General features: G+C 52.5%; 16 protein-coding genes. 4 read left to right on the top strand and 12 right to left on the bottom strand.

Annotated elements, in window-relative coordinates:
* Positions 1–72: 72 nt before the first annotated feature.
* The 3 genes from Q31b_RS12890 to Q31b_RS12880 all read right to left on the bottom strand — a co-directional run bounded on the left by Q31b_RS12890 (position 73) and on the right by Q31b_RS12880 (position 3,760).
* A complete protein-coding gene (locus Q31b_RS12890) occupies positions 73–867 on the bottom strand; it encodes an SDR family NAD(P)-dependent oxidoreductase (RefSeq protein WP_146600108.1) in 795 nt (264 codons plus the stop codon).
* A gap of 4 nt (positions 868–871) precedes the next feature.
* Positions 872–2,242, bottom strand: a complete 1,371-nt coding sequence (gene hflX / locus Q31b_RS12885) for a GTPase HflX (RefSeq protein ID WP_146600107.1) — start codon at positions 2,240–2,242, stop codon at positions 872–874.
* Between the two features lie 150 nt (positions 2,243–2,392).
* Positions 2,393–3,760 (bottom strand): excinuclease ABC subunit UvrC, encoded by a 1,368-nt coding sequence (locus tag Q31b_RS12880; protein WP_146600106.1) that lies wholly within the window; start codon positions 3,758–3,760, stop codon positions 2,393–2,395.
* A gap of 295 nt (positions 3,761–4,055) precedes the next feature.
* Here Q31b_RS12880 and Q31b_RS12875 point away from each other — a divergent pair, with 295 nt between their 5' ends.
* Positions 4,056–5,198, top strand: a complete 1,143-nt coding sequence (locus Q31b_RS12875) for a 3-keto-disaccharide hydrolase (protein ID WP_146600105.1) — start codon at positions 4,056–4,058, stop codon at positions 5,196–5,198.
* Positions 5,199–5,240: 42 nt separating this feature from the next.
* Here Q31b_RS12875 and Q31b_RS12870 read toward each other — a convergent pair whose 3' ends face one another.
* The 3 genes from Q31b_RS12870 to Q31b_RS12860 all read right to left on the bottom strand — a co-directional run bounded on the left by Q31b_RS12870 (position 5,241) and on the right by Q31b_RS12860 (position 9,796).
* Entirely contained in the window at positions 5,241–7,994 is a 2,754-nt protein-coding gene (locus tag Q31b_RS12870) for a serine/threonine-protein kinase (protein WP_197171462.1), read from the bottom strand.
* Between the two features lie 394 nt (positions 7,995–8,388).
* The gene (locus Q31b_RS12865) at positions 8,389–8,982 is read right to left on the bottom strand and encodes a hypothetical protein (RefSeq protein ID WP_146600104.1); all 594 of its coding nucleotides are present in this window, start codon (positions 8,980–8,982) and stop codon (positions 8,389–8,391) included.
* Positions 8,983–8,992: 10 nt separating this feature from the next.
* Positions 8,993–9,796 (bottom strand): hypothetical protein, encoded by an 804-nt coding sequence (locus Q31b_RS12860; RefSeq protein WP_146600103.1) that lies wholly within the window; start codon positions 9,794–9,796, stop codon positions 8,993–8,995.
* A gap of 243 nt (positions 9,797–10,039) precedes the next feature.
* Here Q31b_RS12860 and Q31b_RS12855 point away from each other — a divergent pair, with 243 nt between their 5' ends.
* The 3 genes from Q31b_RS12855 to Q31b_RS12845 all read left to right on the top strand — a co-directional run bounded on the left by Q31b_RS12855 (position 10,040) and on the right by Q31b_RS12845 (position 15,505).
* Positions 10,040–10,654: a sigma-70 family RNA polymerase sigma factor gene (locus Q31b_RS12855; RefSeq protein WP_146600102.1), complete on the top strand. Its 615-nt coding sequence runs from the start codon at positions 10,040–10,042 to the stop codon at positions 10,652–10,654.
* Positions 10,654–13,152 carry a serine/threonine protein kinase gene (locus Q31b_RS12850; RefSeq protein ID WP_146600101.1) on the top strand — a complete coding sequence of 833 codons (2,499 nt, stop codon included), beginning with the start codon at positions 10,654–10,656 and terminating at the stop codon, positions 13,150–13,152. Before Q31b_RS12855 ends, Q31b_RS12850 begins: the two co-directional genes overlap by 1 nt.
* Positions 13,153–13,669: 517 nt before the next feature.
* Positions 13,670–15,505: a hypothetical protein gene (locus tag Q31b_RS12845; RefSeq protein WP_146600100.1), complete on the top strand. Its 1,836-nt coding sequence runs from the start codon at positions 13,670–13,672 to the stop codon at positions 15,503–15,505.
* Here Q31b_RS12845 and Q31b_RS12840 read toward each other — a convergent pair.
* The 6 genes from Q31b_RS12840 to Q31b_RS12815 all read right to left on the bottom strand — a co-directional run bounded on the left by Q31b_RS12840 (position 15,472) and on the right by Q31b_RS12815 (position 19,131).
* On the bottom strand, positions 15,472–15,969 hold the full coding sequence (locus Q31b_RS12840) for a hypothetical protein (protein ID WP_231617538.1): 498 nt from the start codon (positions 15,967–15,969) through the stop codon (positions 15,472–15,474). The genes Q31b_RS12845 and Q31b_RS12840 overlap by 34 nt on opposite strands.
* 171 nt (positions 15,970–16,140) lie before the next feature.
* Positions 16,141–16,473 (bottom strand): divalent-cation tolerance protein CutA, encoded by a 333-nt coding sequence (cutA, locus tag Q31b_RS12835; RefSeq protein WP_146600099.1) that lies wholly within the window; start codon positions 16,471–16,473, stop codon positions 16,141–16,143.
* Positions 16,474–16,554: 81 nt separating this feature from the next.
* On the bottom strand, positions 16,555–17,370 hold the full coding sequence (locus Q31b_RS12830) for a TatD family hydrolase (protein ID WP_146600098.1): 816 nt from the start codon (positions 17,368–17,370) through the stop codon (positions 16,555–16,557).
* Positions 17,371–17,494: 124 nt separating this feature from the next.
* Entirely contained in the window at positions 17,495–17,767 is a 273-nt protein-coding gene (locus Q31b_RS12825) for a hypothetical protein (protein ID WP_146600097.1), read from the bottom strand.
* An 88-nt stretch (positions 17,768–17,855) separates the two neighbouring features.
* Positions 17,856–18,533, bottom strand: a complete 678-nt coding sequence (locus Q31b_RS12820; RefSeq protein ID WP_146600096.1) for an ABC transporter ATP-binding protein — start codon at positions 18,531–18,533, stop codon at positions 17,856–17,858.
* Positions 18,534–18,537: 4 nt separating this feature from the next.
* Positions 18,538–19,131: a thioredoxin family protein gene (locus tag Q31b_RS12815; protein ID WP_146600095.1), complete on the bottom strand. Its 594-nt coding sequence runs from the start codon at positions 19,129–19,131 to the stop codon at positions 18,538–18,540.
* Positions 19,132–19,239 lie beyond the last annotated feature (108 nt).

Genomic DNA, 19,239 nt, shown 5'->3' with positions numbered 1-19,239 from the left:
GATACGGTCTGAACACTCGGTTTCTATTAAGGACGGCTGAATGGACCATGAAGTTTTTCATCCGCGCGTTTGTCACTTCGACAAGATGCGATTCATGAGAGGGGGTGACAAGCGGTCGGCGTAAACGAGTGCTTTGCCTCCGAGGCTGCAAATGACTTCGCTGCGGCGATGTTCGATCGCTGATAACGTTGCTCTGGCTACACGGTCGGGTGTCCAACTTCCAACACTCTTTGATGTCTGGCCCTCTTCGGTATCAATAAGCGAATCAAAAAACTCGCTCTCGGTCGTACTAGGACTCACCAGGGTTACCTGGATCCCATCGGCGGCCAATTCCGCCCTAAGGGAATCACTTAGCCCATGCATCGCAAACTTGCTTGCACAATACTCGCTCTTATCGGGCACGGCGCAGTGACCAAGGACACTACTGATATTGCAGATCACCGAATGATTTCCACGACGCAGCAATGGCACCGTCAAACGAATCAGTTCCGCAGGTGCAAAGAAGTTAACCTCCATGATTCGACGAAGCCGATCGGGAGAGGAATCGGCGAACGGCCCAATCGCTCCGATGCCGGCGTTATTGACGAGCAAATCGACTCGGCCATCATGGATCTCGCTCGCCGCCGATACAATTTTCTCACGAACGGCTGAGTCGGTTATATCACCGACGAGAGGCACGAACTGCGACGTGTTATTCGGATCGCCTGTTTCTTGATGTTGTTTTTCGAGCGTAAGCAATCGATCTTTACGACGCGCCACGCCCACCACATTGCATCCTCGATCGAGCAGTCGCTGGCACAAACATCTCCCAATCCCACTGCTTGCGCCGGTAACAATCGCAACCGCATCCTTTGCTTTCCAACGCATATTCTTAGGCTACTTCGCTGGTTGGATCGAACTCGCTCTCGGTTTCGACGTCGGCTTCCGAATGATCTGCTGAACGCTGGAGAGCATGGTAGGAACCGGGCAACGGACGGATCTCCACTGCGTCGCGATGAACCGGCCCCATCGCACCCGCAGGTATTCGCAGATGGAACGTTGTCGTTTCATCGCCATACTCACGCGACAAAACCTCGCCCTTTGCCTCGAGATAGGACAGCAATTTCCCATCGCCAGGATGCACGTCCACTTCAATGTCGTAAAATTCGCGACCTAGAGCTTCGCCTACCGCCTCTTGTAATTGGACCAATCCCTTTTTACTTATTGCACTTACCGGGATCGCATTTGGATAGCGGTCTAGCACGCGAGTGAGCACGGCGGCACTTTGAATCGCATCGATTTTATTGAGCACCAAAAGCGTGTTCTTCTCTTCAATCCCCAACTCTTTCAAGACGTTGTAGACCGCAGTGATCTGATCAAACACCACCGGACTACTGGCGTCGGCTACGTGCAAGAGCAGGTCCGCTTGGCGAGTTTCTTCAAGGGTCGATTTAAAACTGGCAACCAACGAGTGGGGCAAGTCACGAATGAAACCAACGGTATCGCTCAGCAGGACAACGCCCCACCCGGGCAATTGCCAGCGACGAGTTCGCGTATCGAGCGTTGCAAATAACTTGTCTTTTGCGAAGACGTTGGCTTCGGTCAACGCGTTCATCAGCGTACTTTTCCCGGCGTTCGTATAACCGACCAAGGAAACCGTCGGGGCTTCTTTGCGTGCTGAAACCTGTTGTTCGCGACGTCGCTCGATCTTGCCAAGTTCCTGCTTCAAATCAAAGATTCTTTTTTGAGCCAAGCGGCGGTCAACTTCCAATTGCTTTTCACCTGGACCACGCATCCCAACGCCCATCGCTTGGCGTGACAAGTGAGTCCACATACGTTTTAACCGTGGCATCGAATACTCAAGCTGGGCAAGTTCAATCGCTAAACGCGATTCATAGGTCCGTGCCCCCGCAGCAAAGATGTCCAAAATCACTTCGGTGCGGTCAAGCACCTTCGCTTTGGTAGCCCGTTCGAGGTTGCGAATCTGTGCAGGCGACAAGACGTTGTCAAAGATCACCATATCCGCATCGTGCCGTTCGACCATCAAGCGAAGCTCTTCGACTTTTCCTTTGCCCAAAAAAGTAGAAGATTCAGGGTGAGAGCGTCTTTGAATCAATTCATCGACCACTTCGGTCCCGGCGGTGACCGCCAATCCATGCAGTTCCTCAAGCGGATCCGTCTCGACCGTTTGGTCAGGCAGAATCAGTCGAGCCAAGATGCTTCGCTCCGGCGAATCATCTCGAAGTTGGTGTTGTTCTCGCACGATTAAATAAAGTGCCTCCAAGTGGCATGGTAAGTTAGTCAGTAAACGGACGGTTCTATTGTAGTCAAATTATCGCCTTGGGGTAAGGAAAGGAGCGATCTCCTAGGCAGTAAGTTGAGCCGACGCTTAGGGCGATGGAATACACCATTCCTAGCGATCGAACGTCGATTTGGATCGCAGAAGATGATGATAATGCTGGGCAAAGCGATGTGACTCATCGCGGACGTATTGCAATAAGCGAAGTGCATACGCTGTTTTACTAAGCCGAATCGGTTCCGACTCACCCGGCCGAAAGATTTCTTCATCGCGTTTTGCCAGTGAAATAACGGTAGGTGGCGTGATTTCTTGATCCCGGAATGCCGCCATTGCCGCATTCAACTGCCCTTTCCCACCATCGATCAATAAAATATCAGGAAACGAATCGCCCTCGTCTGACAACCGCCGAAACCGCCGCGAAACGACCTCGTACAGACTACGGAAATCGTCAATCCCATCGACATCTTGAATCCGAAACCGCCGATAGCCAGGCTTGAATGGTAGTCCGTCGATAAACTGAACCAAACTGGCAACCGTCTCGCCGCCACCGAGATGCGCGATATCCATCCCCTCAATCACCCGCGGCAACTTTGACAACCCTAAGACTTTGCGGAGACCCGCGACCCCTTTCTGTGGATCGACATAAAAAACCTCCGGTTGAACGTGCGTGTCGAGTTCCCCACGATCTTCTAATTTCTCAAGCATCTTGATCTCGTCGCGCAATACCGCCGCCCGTTCGAAATCAAGCGATTTACTGGCGGCCATCATTTCATCCTGCATCTCCTTGAGCAGCCGTTTCTTACCTCCCTCCAAGAACGTTTGCAATCGCCGAATGTCACGGCGATAGTCTTCTTTACTAATACGGAAATTGCAGGGCGCCGTACACTGGTTGATGCTAGCCAATAAGCAGGGACGAAACCATTTCCAACGTTCATCCGATTCACTGATATCAAGCGTACAAGTGCGAAATTTAAAGATCCGCTGCAATACCTGGATCGCTCCTCGTAGCGAACCAGCACTCGGAAACGGACCGTATAACTTGACCCCTTTGTCGCGTGGTTCACGTGTGACCTCGACACGAGGAAATTCCTCGCGAGTCGTAATCATCAGATAGGGGAAGGTTTTATCGTCTTTCAGATCCTTATTGTGCTTCGGTTGGATGTCTTTGATTAACCGCGATTCCATCAGCAAAGCATCGACTTCGGTATCGCACTCGACAAATTCGATGTCCGCAATTTCGCCGATCCAAGACGATGTCCGCGGATCCTCGGCGGCAGTTTTTAGAAAGTAGCTGCCCGCACGACTGCGAAGATTCTTCGCTTTCCCCACATAGATTACCCGCTGAGCATCATCTTTCATCAGATAGACACCTGGTACTTGTGGAAACGTTTTTACCTTCACCGCGGCATGGGCAAACCCCAATTGCGTGGCTCCGCCTTGGGCGTTCGTGCCTTCGTCGTCAGGTTGGTCCAAATCGGTCATCGTTAGCTTGTTAGCCTTTTTGGCTCAGCAAAATCCGAGAGCCATCTTATTTAGATAAAAGTCATTTCACTGGGTAGTCGCTAGTTGTCACCGAAAATTGTAGCGAGAGGATCAAGGCAATCCCATTCGAGAAACAAATACAGACATTTGAATCAATCGCCAAGGGCCTTCGGAGCAATTATACTATTTTGCGTCAGGCATCACCTTGTTCGTTGTCCGCTCGCCTTGTTTGAATTAAGCTATTGGATAACCTCGACGCCTTTCCACCTTCCCACCCTTCTTTTGACGATGCCCCATGAGATCGACACGTACCCTTCTAGCTGCCGCTGCTTTGTTATTGATTCCCAATCCAGGAAGCCCTCGCTTGTTCGCCCAAGAAAACGCGACCAAAGCGGTTCCGGCGGCCGAAGCGGGATCAACCACAAACGATGCTCCAAGTATAGACAAAGCTGCTGAGGACACGGCTAAAGTTGAGGATGAGGCAGGAGCCGATGAGGCAGGATCCGATGAGGCAGCACAGTATGGACCAAGCTTCCCTCTGATGGGTGAATTCGCTGGCAAGATTCATCCCAAGGGCGAAAAGGCACAACAAATTGGGCTGCAAATACGAGTATTTGGAGACAACAGCCTTGAGGCGATCCAGTACACCGGTGGGCTGCCGGGACAACCGGCACAACAAGGCAAACCCGTTCAATTGGTCGGACTCCGAAGTGACGGGTTTGTCACTCTATCGGGAGGCCCGTTTGTGATCATCGCCGAAAAGGATGGTTGCATCGTTCTTGATCGAAAGGGAGCTCGAATCGGCAATCTGGCTCGAGTGAATCGGCAAAGCCCGACGCTGGGTGCCGCACCGCCCAAAGATGCAATCGTGCTTTTCGATGGAACTTCAACGGACCAGTTTACCGCTGCGAAGATGACGGAGGATGGACTCTTGAAGCAAGGGGCAACCATCAAGCCGATGCTTCAGGATTTCAATCTACACCTCGAATTTCGCTTGCCCTATATGCCTAAGGAGAATGGTCAGAGGCGTGGTAATAGCGGCATTTACCTCCAAAGTCGGTATGAATGCCAGATACTCGATTCCTTTGCCACACCCTCTGTCTTTGACGGTTTGGGTGCAATTTACCGGTTCCGAAAACCGGACATCAACATGTGCCTGCCACCCTTGGTTTGGCAGACCTATGACATCCAGTTTACCGCTCCGCGTTGGGCGGCCGACGGTTCGAAACTACGAGGCGCCCGAATTACCAGCTGGGTCAATGGGGTGAAAGTGCAAGACGACGTTGAATTGCCCCAGCAAACCGGACATGGCAAAGAGGAATCACCGACGTTGCTTCCAACCCTTCTCCAAGACCACAACAACGAGGTGCTATTTCGCAATGTCTGGGCCGTCGACCGTGGAATTGCCAGTGAGCCTTTCCCAGCCGAGGGGCTGTAAGATCGCTCAACGTTCCGAGCAGCATCCACCGATTGACTTTGCTCAACTTTCACCTTCCGTACGAAAACACTCTCCACTCGGAGAGCGGAGCGACAATCGACGGCTTAGAAAACCCGTCGCGACGGAACTCATCACGAGCAAACAGAACCCGCCGAAGCCTGCCAGACCTAAGAATCCCAAACGGTTTCGCAGCTGCACTCGCTTCCACAACTCGCGAATTTCGTCGCGAGCCTCTTTATCAAAAACGAGCTCCGCTGCATGCTCGTGCAGCACCATGTCGCCTTTGGTAACTTCGCCCTCGTAGGTTCGCTGAACCAACCAGTGGTCAATCCAATCGTCATCAAGCAAATCCGATTTGATACCTCGGCCTCGTGGAACAAAACTCTTGATCGTGTTGAGCACAGCCGCTCGCTTCATCAACTGCAGCCCTGCCGCACTCTCTTCACGCGTTTCCGACGGCAATGAGGTGACAACCACCGTGTAATCCTCCTCGGCGGTTGGATTTTCGTCATCGGCAAGACGATCGATCCAATCGGGTCGGTCACTCGGGTAGACCGTTTGGTCGAGGGGAACGACAGACAACTCGGTCGACTTGGCCTGCGTTTCAGCGACCTCTACTTCTACGGCTTCTACTTTTGCGACCTCTACTTCTACGGCTTCTACTTTTGTGGCTTCTACTTTTGTGGATTCTACGTCTGCGGATTCCACGTCTGCGACCTCTACTTCTGCGGCTTCAGTGGACACTTCAGTGGCGTGAACGGTCATCGATGCCGTGGACAGGACAAACATCGCTGCGGCGGCGGTGGCCAATGAAGTTTTCCGCAGGATTGTTTTCGGACGTGGATTCAACCATGGCGAGGACATTTGCACGGCGATTGCGATGCCACCGGCGATTAGCATCCCAGCGGGTTGAGGAATCGGCAAGATTTGATGAACGGCCCATTCGCTCACCACGGCCACCGCAACGCTCCACAAACTAAGTCGTCGACGACGTAGCGGGTCCACCGGTTTCCACCAGCGAAGGGCAGCAAACAACAGGGCAAAGTGAGTCATCAAAGCCGAGGCGCGTGGGATTTTGTTGCCTAGATAAAGAGCTTGCGGAAGTGTGGTCGAGTCGATCTCTCGGGTTAAACCGTAGTCAAGTGGAAGCATTAAGAACTGTGTGACAGCGTAGGCGAACGCTCCGACAAACACACCGACTCCTGCCAGCACCAATCGCCGCGGCAAACTTTCACCTTCGTCTCGTTCCCAATACTTGCCCAGCCAGAGCATTGCCAATGAAGACACCAACACGATCATCGCCATGGCGGCATAAGGAGCAACCGCAGCCGCATCAGTCGGCCCGCTGCCAAGCCCGATCACCCCCGCAACCACAGCTAGGACAAACGTCGTCAAGCAAGCGGTCATCCAAGAAGTACTCAGTTCGGCGACTCGATGAATCCTCGGTTTGGCACACAACTCCTTTCGGCATTGACTTCGCCACTCGGACTTGCTGAGCGGACGCGTCGTCGCAGGAATTCGGCCAGACGACTGGGCGCAGGCCGCATTTGATTGCAACGACGATGCTCCTGCATAACGGGGCTGCTGATTCACCTGCGGTACCATTTGACGAACCACATAGTAGGGCACGTACACGATCGCGGCCAACATCAATAGCGGCCACAGACCGGCTGTCATCGTGACCAACACGATACCCAAGACCAAAAAGAACTTGGCACCAGGCGATTGATCGAGCGAACGCCACCATCGCTGCAAATCCGAAGTACTCTCGTGAGCCCTGCTCGGTGGGTGATTCGCAAGCGGAGAAGGATAGGAACGCGGGTTTGAGTTCGCCGATGATAACGAAGCCATGATCGGTTCTTCGTACGGTGAATTTGCCGAGTCGGCAGGCGGCTCATCTACTCGCGAGCCTGGCAAACCCGGACTGCCAGACAATACCGGGTTATCTGGTCGGCTCATGCCGAGAGCATCGGTTAAATCCACCGTGCTGCGAAAACGTTTTTGAGGGTCTTTCTCCAGACACTTGGCAATCACCGACCGATAGGGCTCGCCGACCAACGTCAAATTGGGTTCTGCCGTCATGTGCTTGATGATGATTTCATGACTGCTTTCCCCATCAAACGGGACCATGCCAGTCAGCACTTCGTAGAGCATGATGCCGAGAGCATAGATATCGATTTCACGGCCGTATTCACCACGCCCGATCTCGGGTGCCATGTAGTGAAACGTACCAACGCTTTCGGTATGCCCGGCACGATGCGAGGACGAGATAAACTTGCTTAGCCCATAATCGCCAACCTTGACGATCCCCAGATCATCGAAAACGTTCCCAGGCTTCAAGTCGCGGTGAACCAAACCAGCGGCATGCAAGTGATGAACCCCAGCAGCAATCGCAGCAAACCAACGTCTCGCTTCACTTTCAGTCAAGCCGGTCGGCGATTCATCGAGCACTTGCCGCAAATTTTTGCCCGCGACGTACTCCATCACAACCCAGGACTCCTCATTTGCATCACGACAGATGTCAAACAGAGAAACCAGGTTGGGATGTTTTAGGTTCAGGCAATGAGACACGCCACGCAGCTCAACGTCCAGATTTCGCTGGATCCGTTTTAATGCGACCTCTTTGCCCGCTTCGCTGATCGCGAAATAGACTTCACCAAACCCGCCAATCCCGATCCCACGACGAATCGTGTATCGAGGCAATGGAGTCGATCCGGGGGAATACGTGAAGGTCATAGCATTGGAAGCAGGTGTCGAGGGAGCCGTCTTTTGTAGTTTACTAAGAATTGCAGTCATTGTTTCTTGTTAACCCCTTGAAAAATCATTTTCGTCGTGCCCTGTTCTTCGTCTTCGCCTGACACCAGTGTTTGAATTACCGATACTAACTATCGTATCAGGCTCGAAGCATTCAATTTCGGGGCGCAATCGTCGACGTTTCTCGGTAAATGACATCAACCATCGCTGCCAAACGTCTGAAAGGCTGCATTGTCGTACTCGCACTCAGTCTCCGGTGGTACTCGCTCCGGTGGTATCGCTCCGGTGGTACTCGCTCCGGTGGTACTCGTACTCGAAGGGTCTTAGGCATCCGGGTCTTGGGCATCCGAGCAGGAGTACGAGTACCATTTTTCCTACAGGACGAGCACGATTTTTCTACGAAACTTGGTGTCGATTAGCGAGAGTTGTCCAAAAGTCAAGCATTTTCGAGTGTCATGCCGACCTCCGCCAACTCCGTCCGCTCGCCAATCAACAATTTTACGAATTCTTTGTCCCCCACCGCCTTGGCGAACCAACCTTCGCTGCGATGAACCAACAGCACTTTTCCGGTCAGCATGGTTCCTCGGGCGTGACAATCCGCCGCTGGGCCAATCAAAATCGTTTGATCGGCCAAAATGACTCCATCCACATGATCCGCAAAACGATGGGGTGGTTCGAGCATCAATACCGCTGTCGGGCTTAACGGATTCGGCTGAACGAGCCTTAGTTTCGCAGACCCGGCGACGGGTATCACTTTGCCGAACTCAATCAGTGCCGGTTTCTCTTCATTATTGGTTTGGTTCGGCGTCCAAACATAGTGGTCTTCCTGGCGAGAAATCATCCCCGCGTTTCGCGGCCAATCCGCTTGGATCATGATATCACTGTGGTTTGCCGAAGCGATGCCACCGAGTGACCAACGATCGCCTGTGAGCAGCAAGAAACCGCCACAGCCATCGACCCAAAGCCTCCACCGACCTGTATCGGAGAGAGGCTTTTTTGGCTGCGATCGTGGGTTAGGAAATGGGGTCACAACGAACGTCCTAATCAAGTTGGATGGAAACCAACGAATCGGCGGTTTTGTCTTGATCGAAATAGCTGGCGATTTCGTCGAGCAGGTTCTCGTCGGTCGGTTCATCCAGATCGATTTCGCCAAAGTACTCGGCATCCACACTCATCGTTTCTTCGGCCACTTCCATTCGTGTCGCAATCTCGTCAAGCAATTGGCGAGTCCGCGACAGATGGCTGTCGTCGAGTGACATTTCGTTGCTCGTCTGAGCCACGCGAAGGGCTCCCAAGCGAGCTTGCAGGTTTTCGACTTCCACCTCCAATTGTTGGCGTGCATTGATCATTGCATCCATTCGCTCGTGAGCCGCTTCGAGGGTCGCTTTGCGGGCTGTGAGCATCTGATTGAGTTTGTCGGCGGTCGCTTTGCGAGTCTTGAACCGCTTGAAACGGTTGCCCAGATCGGTTTTGACCTGAGTCGACGTGTAGGTCCGACCTGCGTAAGTATAGACAGTGCTATCATTTCGCAAGTCATCGGAAAGCCGCTCGATATCGGACTGGGTTTTTGCCAACCGTTGTTCCGAATCATTGAACTGTTTTTCCAGACGAGCGACCTGCACTTTTTCAAGTGCAATACGCTGGGCGTTCGACTCGATCTCGGGCTTCAGGTCGGCAATCATTTGACGTGCCCGCTTCAGTTCCCACTCCAGTGGCATTGAATCGGAAGCAGACGATTTTAGCCAGCCCATGCCGCAGCGAGCGTAGCTATAGAGCGGCGTAAAAACGGCCATCGACGATAGCAGTGCGGCGGCACCACCGGCAAGTACTAGTTTTTTCAACATTTGAAATCCCCTATACGGAAGGTTTGGATACGTATTTTCGTTACGTTTTTGGCACGGACTTGATGCCTCACAACCACTTATTCGCAACGAAACGGGGGTTCTTGGCAGAATCGGAACATTTTTATTTATGTTCGCTTGCTTAAGGATGCTTGTCAGTGGTCAAAATGACTATCGGAATCACGATTTGGCGGTTATTCTAGGGAATAACAGGACAGCCTATTTTATCAATGGAACTTTTTCAGCATGAGTAGTTTGAACGATCTCGTCGAAAAGAGTGTCGATGGACACCTCGCCGACACGGATCGTTTATTCACTGCCATGTATGAAGACCTCCGCCGGTTGGCGGGAAAGTTCCTGCAACACGAGCCGATTCGCGATCGGCTCAGTTCCTCTTCGCTGGTCCATCAAGCGTACATGCGGATGATCGACCAAACGCGAATCGATTGGCAAGGCAAGACACATTTTTTCGCCATCGGCGCGACAGTGATGCGTCGTATCTTGGTCGATCATGCCCGCAAGGTTCGTTCCCAGAAACGTGGCGGCGGATGGGACCGGCGAATGCTAACCGATGATGTGACGTTCGAGCTGAGTAAGGATGAAGATGTCGTCGCCTTGGACGATCTACTCAATACGCTAGCGAATTTAAGTTCGCGTCAAGCTCGTATCGTTGAACTACGTTTTTTTGGCGGCATGACGATGCGAGAAATCTCGGCCGAAATGAACCTTGGGCTACGGACAATTGAAAAGGATTGGGCGATGGCTCGTGCCTGGATGCGGCGTGAACTTCGGCGTGAATCGGAGGAATCCTCAACACCGAAAGCTAGCCGCCCCGATGCGCCACAGGGCGAGTCGGATTGATGGATGCGAAGCGGTATGATCGCATTCGGGATCTCTTTCTTGCCGCCGACGAGTTGCCACCCGAAGACCAACGAGCTTTCGTCGAAGCCGAAGCCAACGGCGATGCCGAGCTGGTTCAAGAGGTGATGTCTCTATTGGGAGAGCACGATCCTGATTCCGCACGAGCCGAAGGTGAAAACGCGATGCCGGTCACTTCGCCGATCGACATCCCCACTTCTGCGCCGATGGCCCGATCAACGCAGTCACCTCCTGCAAAACAGTCACCTCCTGCAAAACAGGGGTCTGACGACGACACCAAGCGAGGGGATGACGACCAACGGAGCGAGGTTCCTCAAAAGGCGGATCCTCGTCCTGCTCGCAAAACGGTTTCGCCATCGGAAATCACACAGCATGGTGGTGCCCTGCGGACCCATGCGTCTCCTCGCGATCTCGAAACCGATCGATCGCATCACCGAAGTTCCCCCAGTGATATTCTGTTTGCAAAAAAGTCTCGTCGGACTCAGCGGGTCAATTCGGGATGGTTATTCCTAGCTGCCGTTTTACCGACGGCGATCGTGGGTGTATGGACTTACCGAAGCGTCGAGCAAAGTGTTCGCATCGCTCTGCATAACGAATTGACGGGCGTTGCCGATAGCGTTTCGTTAGCAGCCGGTCGGTTCATGGACGACAAAGCTCAGCTCGTCCAATCATGGTCTCGTCAAACGCAAATTCGCAATTCAATTCTTGAACTGGTCGAATTTGCTGAAACGAAACCATCGATCGATGAACTGCAAGCCGCCCCCCAATCCGATCGAATCAAAGTTGAACTGCAGACTTTGTCAGCGAATAAGTCGGTTCATTTCATCGTTTGGAACCCGGCCTTTACCACGATCGCTACTTGGCATGAAGATCGATCGAACGTTGGGCGACCTGTTTTACCGCAAGACGCTTCGGACGTTGCCAAAGCGCTGCGGGGTGAAATTGTCATGTTCGGCCCCAAGCGAATGGATAACATGACCGATAGCTATTTACCAAAGATCGATCGTCCCGTCATGGCCTGCATCGTACCGATTTTCGATGATCAACGCGAAGTCGTCGCCGCCATGTTGGTCTCCGGCATCGGTTTCTACGACCAATTCAATCAATTGATCCTCGATGCATCGAATCGAAACGGACTCGATGCCTATGCCGTCAACGCGGATGGCATGATGGTCAGTGAAAGCCGCAACGCAACATCGTTAGCCAGTCGCGGATTACTGGACTTTGCGGCGGAGGAGATTGCGGATCGACTGCGTGTTACCGACCCGGGCTTTAAGCTCGACCAAGACAACGTAGCCCGAGTCCATCGCCGCGCGATGCCGCTTACCGAATCGGTTGCCTCGGCAACGTTAGCGGAATCCAACGTTCGTCTCGATCCTTATAACAACTATGCTGGCGAATCAGTGGTCGGAGGATGGCGATGGAATTCCGATTGGAAGTTCGCGGTGATCGTGGAAAAGGGAGTCAGGGAAGCATTCGCTCCGGCGCGGATCGTTTGGTCCAGCTTTCTGCTGCTTGGAAGCCTGCTTAGCGTCACCGCCTTTCTAGCGGCCAATCGTCTTGCCCGCAGATCGATGATCGACCAAGTCGCCGTCCATCCGCTCAGCCGCTATGAGATCGTTTCCGAGTTGGGAAGTGGCGGAATGGGAATCGTTTACCGCGCAAGACATCGGCAACTTGGTCGTGATACGGCCTTGAAGATTTTGCGTGGCGATCGACAAAACAAAGAAGATCGATTGCGTTTTGACCGCGAAGCAAAATTGGCTGCGTCACTGAGTAATCCACACAGCGTGATGATTTACGACTATGGACGCAGTGAAGAGGGCGAAGCCTACTGCGTCATGGAATACTTAAATGGCCTCTCGCTCGGCGAAGTGGTCGCCCGCAGTCGTTGGCAACCCGTTGGACGCGTTCTGTACGTGATTCGGCAAATCTGCGAAGCATTGATTGAAGCCCACAGTTTGGATTTGGTTCACCGCGACATCAAACCACAAAACATCATGTTGTCGTTCGATGCCTCGGTCGGTGATTGGGCCGTCGTCTTCGATTATGGTTTGGCCAAACCACTCAGCCCCGATAGCAGTACGTATCAAACGAGCGAAGTCGTCTGGGCGGGAACGCCGATGTATATGGCTCCCGAACGTTTTCGGTCACCCACCAATATGGATCCTCGATCCGACGTCTATTCAATTGGCTGCGTTGCCTACTATCTATTGGCAGGCCGACCGCCGTTTGCTGAATGTGATCCCGAATCTTTGTTCGCACTGATTCTCAGTGAAACGCCGATCGGCATCGGCATCCATCGTGGCGAAGAAGTCCCCGAGTCAATCCGAAAATTGGTTGCTCGCTGCATGGCGAAAAACGTAGACGATCGTTACCAAAGTGTTGCCGAGTTAGCCCGAGCGATCGATTTGATTCGTGACGATTTCCCCTGGAAGATCGATGATGCCGCCGCATGGTGGAAACAATATGGCGATTGAACGACAAACGAGTGATGATGTTATCGATCTCGTTGTCACGCAATGTGGAACGGATCAGGCTTCGCCAGCGAAACTTGTTTGACATCCGAGCCCCCGAACGAAAATCCACCGCACGCACAAAGTTTTCCGAGGCGTCCCAAAATCCGAGGTACTGTCCCTTAGTCCACTCCTCCACTCCTCCACTCGCTGTTCGGATCTATCTGTGTTTCTCTGCTCGTGCCTCTAGGCATTCCCGTGTTTTGAACTGCTCTTTTCAACACCCTTTGTAATCGAAGCGAGACAACACGTGGCACAGCAAGGAAAACACGTACAACCAGCGTGACCGGAGGATGTTTTTTCGCGTCATCTCTTTCAGCAACCTCTTTCCTTCAAAATACTGAACTAGACTTGGAATGGTTCCCCCTACCGATTGGGTGCCGTTAGAACCACTCTAGGAATATCGACTCTAGGAACATCGTCTCTAGGAACATCGTCTCTAGAAACATCGAAAGAATCGATCATGTTGAAGGTAAACGCAATGAACCGATCCTCAAGTTACGCCGATGACCCACGACGCTCACGCGGCAGTTTTTCTGTTCTGCTAGGTTTCATTCTGCTTATTTGTGGCTTTGTGTTTGTTGCAACAGGAGTCGTTTCAACGGCGCACAGGGCGTTGGTCATGAAGGCCGTGCCGACCCAAATTAGCTACCAACAACTCGCCCGAGACGGATTGGGCGACAACGCTTTCGTTTCACTTCAAAATGTCGATTTCGATCGAAATGAATCGCCCAGCCAAATGGAATCGATTCAAGCAGGTTTAAGCAAGTTGGCGGAAAAGGCCAACGAGAATGCTGGTAGTGTTGATGCACAATCGGTCGATCTCAAGGCGCGAATCGAAGCGATCAAGCAACAAATGCTCGATCCCGCCACCCGAGCCGAGTTTGCTCGGCTTGTTGCCGATTCCTTTACAAGCATTCGCCTCTATCCCCAAGGTCATATTTCAAACTCGACTCAGCTAGGTGTTTCTCTGGCTCGTTCAGGCAAAGCGATCGAATTGGCATCCGAACAAATCGATCATACGGGCGAGATTCGCGGTTACATCTCGCTCGACAAAAGTGAACGGACTCGCCGCACAATCGAGCGCATTAGCGATCAAGTGAACCGATCCGATAACGATGCCTTTGACTCGTCCGCATGGTTAGAGATCGCACAAGAAATCGGTAACGCCGACGCATCCGAAACACCGATCTACTTAATCGATCCAATGGATGTTCCGCCGAACCGAACCGAGAGCTTCGCAAAGATGGCAGCCGCAGGTTTGGCAATTGTATTGGGATGGTTGTTGTGCGGTAGCGGAACCGCTTCTTGGTTTATGTGGATTTTTTCCCCCATCCCCGCGATCGTTGGCATGGTAGGATTCCCCCTTCGCCGCGGTCGAGGCGGACGTGTGACGAGAACCATCTACCTGCTGATCGGTATCTTTTTGTCTGCCGTCGGTGCTTACTTCATGGTGCGATCGGGCCGCTTCGGTTTTACGGGTGGCAGTTCACTCGAACAAGGCTTGGGATTCATGATTGCCACAACTGGCCTAGCGGCCATCCTTGCCACGATTCTCCATCGCCGCGCCCAATTGCCTCTTCAAGATTTCTTGCCGCCGCCCCCAGTCCCGAGCCAACAATCGAACGATCCGATCCTCCGCTACCAGAGTACGAATGGGCAAACGGCGAGTGGCCCGCAGCAAGAAAAACGCGAAACGCTGAAGTATGCGAAAATGAAACGGGCCGATGAAGTGCAGTATTACACGGACCCTCGTTTTATCGCGGCAACCGACGATGCGTGCCGCAGTGCTACCATCGACGTCGTCGAACGCCTGGCGACGATTGGCTTTTCGAATCCGACCTTCATCCGCTCTGCCGATGATTACAACAGCGGCACCATCGCACTACAGTTCGGTGGCGAACACAAGGTACTTGCCGAGATCAGCGACAATGGTAAACGCCCGATGGTACGCTTTATCAGCGCCTTGTTCGATGGTCTCGCTGTTATCACGGTTTCAAAAAACATCTGCGCAGCGTCCCCACTACAGGTCGGCGAAAATGGTGCTTACCAATCCATCAATGGCGAACCGATCGAAGACTTGTTGACGGCTCATTTGGAACAAACGATTCGTTTGGCCGAACGGCGTGATTCGCAATTGGTCACATTCGACCACGAAGAAAAGCTAGAGATTTGTCTCTATGCTCGCCGAGTATTCACCGACCTGCAAAGAGAATTTGGAAACGGCAAGTTGGAGGTTCCCTCCGCCTCCTACGAGCGTTTCCATTTCCCACCTCAACCCGTTCAAGAGTTGTCTGCAACGTTCTCGATCGATTGATCAAGTTGACGCCGTAACGCTTCCATTTGGTCGTGACTAAGACTTTGGCCCACGAGTGACGCGAGATGCAACAACGCGATCACGATGAAACTGACTGGGATCAAGACAAGAGCCCAAGGCGTTTGTTCCATAAACCATTGGCAATACCCCAGCACACCTCCGCCGAAGATCAAGCATGCCATAAAGAAATAGATGAACATAAAGAAAGTCCATATTTCTGGTCGGGGCGAAAAGCGTCCGTAGAGCTGCGATCCCTGCTCGGTGTCACTCAGGGTGACGGACAAATGTGGCGACCAAAAACGTTTCTCTTTCGGATCAACGGAGAACTCCGCACAATGGCCTGCAGCCTTGGCAAACCGTAAAGAGTCCGACGAACGGATCCGCTCGCGAATCGTTCGAATCACCGCTTCGGCTCCGATCGGCAACTCCAACGTAAACACAGGCTGCATCTTCAGTGTTTTCAAATTATGCCCTTAGGTAGTGGACCTTGTTAAAGATCCGAGTGCGAGAGGATCTTTAACAAGATCCACTATGGGAAATTGTGCGAGAAGATCTTTAACAAGATCCACTATGGGAAATTGTGCGAGAGGATCTTTAACAAGATCCACTACGGGAAATTGAATAATTCCTGTCACTTAGCTCGTTTGTTCAATCACCCAATCACGGTAGCCTTCGGTAGCTTCGACAATCGGGATCATCACGATCTGTGGTTCATCGTACGGGTGCTCCTTTTGCAATCGATCGCGCAGTTTAGGCCATGTAGCAAGCGAAGTCTTGATCGATAAACGAAATTCTTCACCCTGTTCGACTTTGCCTGCCCAGCGATAGTGGCTTATCAAGGGTCCATCAATTTGGACACATGCAGCCAGCGACTGACTGATAAGATCCTTCGCCAATCGTTCGGCGTCGGCACTGTTCCCTACCGTTGAAAGGACCAAAACGATTGACGGGTTTGTCGATTCTTTCATTTTTTTGGGCCACTGTGCAAAAGCCCGACGGACGGTGACAGAGCGGCATGCGTGGCAGATTGATGATCGATGTTGAGAAGGTTAGCGTGATTGAAAATGATTGTTAAAATTTGGGCTTTGCGAGAAAAACTCGATTGGGTTGTCGTAGACAATTTTTCGAATGAGCGTTTCACTATGGCCGCGGCGGCGCATTTCGAAAATCAAATCGGGAACCGCTGTCGGTTTGCTCGGCCCCCAATCGCCCGCGGAATTGGCCATCAATCGCTCGGGCCCGTACATTTCGATCATGTCGACAGCCCGCTCGGGCGTACATTTCGAAACAGGGTACAAAGTCATCCCCGCCCAAAAACCACGATCGAGCACTTCGCCGATCGTGTGTTCTTCGACATGATCGACGAGCACTCGGTCGCGGTTGATCCGAGAATCGTCGGACAACATGTCCAAAATCATCCGCGTCCCTTGGTACTTGTCCGCCAAATGGGGCGTATGAATCAGAATCGATTGTTCATACTTGATGGCTAGTTCGAGATGTTCGAGAAAGGTGATCGATTCGTTTTTCGTGTTCTTGTTCAAACCGATTTCCCCGATCCCCAGAACGTTGGGATGATCTAAGAATTCAGGGATCATCGCAATCACTTCTCGCGAGAGCGCTACGTTCTCCGCTTCCTTGGCGTTGATGCAGAGCCAACAAAAAAGTTGGATTCCATAGTTTGCGGCCCGCTTCGGTTCGACCTCCGTCAATTGCCGAAAGTAGTCACGAAATCCATCGACGCTGCCACGATCATAGCCCGCCCAAAAGGCGGGCTCACTGACAGCGACGCAGCCCATCCGCGAAAGCGTCTCATAGTCGTCGGTAATCCGCGACACCATGTGGATGTGGGGGTCAATGTAATCCATTTTTTTGTCACTTGTCTTTGGATGGTCGCACTGTGCTCCGAGCGGATAGCGTGCGACGGGGGGAGGATTGAAAGTTAGGGTGTGCTAATCGGTGGGCGCGATCCGCTCGGAGAGCCGTGCGACATCAGTCATCGATTGCCATGTCGGACCGCCAATTGGGACGGTAACGACGCGAGAACAATAATTGAATGTTCTCGGCTCGATCGGACCGCTCGCTTAACAATAGGCGAATTGCATGGTCGACCCTTTCTCGCTGCTCAAGGGCAGCCTCATCGAGCGGGGCGTTGGCTTCCACCGCGCGGTCGACCCGATCGAGCGTTGCAGAGATCTCGAGCAGTTTGGCTCGCACACTTAAAAAGGATTCGTCGAATACGACGCTACCAGATCGCTGATTCATCGGGATGACTCAACTGATAAAGGAGGGATTCTTAAAACGCTTAGGGAGTCAAAACGTCATCCCTTTGAGTATAGCAAGAATGACGGACCTAAACCAACCTTCCGTCTTCTAATTCGCGACGTTTCTTCATCGCTGCCGCCAACGCATCGCTATGAGTCACCGTGATCAGAATCACCCCAAAGTCGGAGGGCAGCGTTAAGAGTAGCTCCGTCACCGAATCGGCCGTACGTCGATCGAGATTGCCAGTCGGTTCATCGGCTAAGATCAAAGCGGGTTGCATTAACAAGGCACGTGCGATCGCGACTCGCTCTCGTTCACCACCCGATAACTCACTTGGAAGATGCCCACGCCGATCCGCCAAAGAGACCGCATCGAGCAAGCTTTCACAGCGTTCCCTTTGCTCCGCACTCGGCTGACCGATCGCGAGTGCGGCGACGAGCACGTTCTCGGTGACGGTTAGTTGCGGCAACAGATGATGGTCTTGAAAAATAAACCCGATCTTTTGATTGCGGAATGCCGCCAAATCTTTGTCGTTTAGCTGGAATGGATCTTGACCGTCGATGGTGATGGTGCCGTCATCGGGATGATCGAGTGTGCCGAGGATTTGCAACAGCGTGCTTTTCCCGCTGCCACTCGGCCCGACGATCGCCAGTGAATCGCCGGCCGACAGCTCCAAGCCGATATCGTGGAGTACCTGTAGCGGCCCCGTTGCCGTTGGATAAGACTTCGATAAATGCTCGACGAGAAGCGAATGAGGCGATTCCATGATCCTACGCACTACCTTGCGGATTAAAATAGCTTGGCTCGTTGCCCGGCTTCCATTTGATGTTGCATCCGATCGAAGGCGTTTGGGCTTCGGGAACCGTTTCGCCTGCTAACACAGTATCGATCGCAGCTCTTAAATCCTTACCCGTGACTGGAATACCCGAATCAGGTCGGCTGCTGTCGAGCTGGCCTCGGTAAACCAGTTTGTGATCGCCATCGAATAGATAGAAGTCGGGTGTACAGGCAGCATGGTACGCTGCGGCAACGGTTTGATCCTCATCGAAAAGATAGGCAAAGGGATATCCCCGCATCGCTTTTTCTTTCCGCATCGCCTCGGGTGAGTCATCAGGATACTTTTCCGCATCGTTACTGTTGATTGCAACAACGGAAACCCCTTTTGCCATGTAGTCATTGCTAAGTCGCGTTAACTCTTCGGCAACATGTTTGACGAACGGACAATGATTGCACATGAAGATGACGAGTAACGCTTTTGAATCCGTGAAATCCGAAAGCGATACGGTTGAACCTTCACATTCGGGTAACTGAAAACTTGGCGCTGTCGTGCCCAAGGGTAACATCGTGCTTGCTGTTCGTACCATCGAAAAACCTGTTTGTTGGTGAGCATCCGCCGATGCATTCATCGTCGGAGGCCAGTAGCTGAAATGCCTCAAGCGTTTTGTCGACGCTAAAGAGCCGAAAGTCTTGGC

The sequence above is a fragment of the Novipirellula aureliae genome, from assembly GCF_007860185.1.
In the GTDB taxonomy this organism is placed as follows: domain Bacteria; phylum Planctomycetota; class Planctomycetia; order Pirellulales; family Pirellulaceae; genus Novipirellula_A; species Novipirellula_A aureliae.
The sequence above is the reverse complement of the archived record's forward strand: the minus strand, read 5'-3'. Positions and strand labels throughout refer to the sequence as shown.

Excerpts from the sequence above, each read along its gene's own strand:
- Q31b_RS12830 (WP_146600098.1), bottom strand. The coding sequence starts at position 17,370 with ATGGATTACATTGACCCCCACATCCACATGGTGTCGCGGATTACCGAC.
- Q31b_RS12860 (WP_146600103.1), bottom strand. The coding sequence starts at position 9,796 with ATGTTGAAAAAACTAGTACTTGCCGGTGGTGCCGCCGCACTGCTATCG.
- Q31b_RS12845 (WP_146600100.1), top strand. The coding sequence starts at position 13,670 with ATGAACCGATCCTCAAGTTACGCCGATGACCCACGACGCTCACGCGGC.
- Q31b_RS12815 (WP_146600095.1), bottom strand. The coding sequence starts at position 19,131 with ATGGTACGAACAGCAAGCACGATGTTACCCTTGGGCACGACAGCGCCA.
- Q31b_RS12890 (WP_146600108.1), bottom strand. The coding sequence starts at position 867 with ATGCGTTGGAAAGCAAAGGATGCGGTTGCGATTGTTACCGGCGCAAGC.
- Q31b_RS12825 (WP_146600097.1), bottom strand. The coding sequence starts at position 17,767 with ATGAATCAGCGATCTGGTAGCGTCGTATTCGACGAATCCTTTTTAAGT.
- Q31b_RS12855 (WP_146600102.1), top strand. The coding sequence starts at position 10,040 with ATGAGTAGTTTGAACGATCTCGTCGAAAAGAGTGTCGATGGACACCTC.
- Q31b_RS12820 (WP_146600096.1), bottom strand. The coding sequence starts at position 18,533 with ATGGAATCGCCTCATTCGCTTCTCGTCGAGCATTTATCGAAGTCTTAT.
- Q31b_RS12875 (WP_146600105.1), top strand. The coding sequence starts at position 4,056 with ATGAGATCGACACGTACCCTTCTAGCTGCCGCTGCTTTGTTATTGATT.
- Q31b_RS12880 (WP_146600106.1), bottom strand. The coding sequence starts at position 3,760 with ATGACCGATTTGGACCAACCTGACGACGAAGGCACGAACGCCCAAGGC.
- Q31b_RS12870 (WP_197171462.1), bottom strand. The coding sequence starts at position 7,994 with ATGACTGCAATTCTTAGTAAACTACAAAAGACGGCTCCCTCGACACCT.
- Q31b_RS12850 (WP_146600101.1), top strand. The coding sequence starts at position 10,654 with ATGGATGCGAAGCGGTATGATCGCATTCGGGATCTCTTTCTTGCCGCC.
- cutA (WP_146600099.1), bottom strand. The coding sequence starts at position 16,473 with ATGAAAGAATCGACAAACCCGTCAATCGTTTTGGTCCTTTCAACGGTA.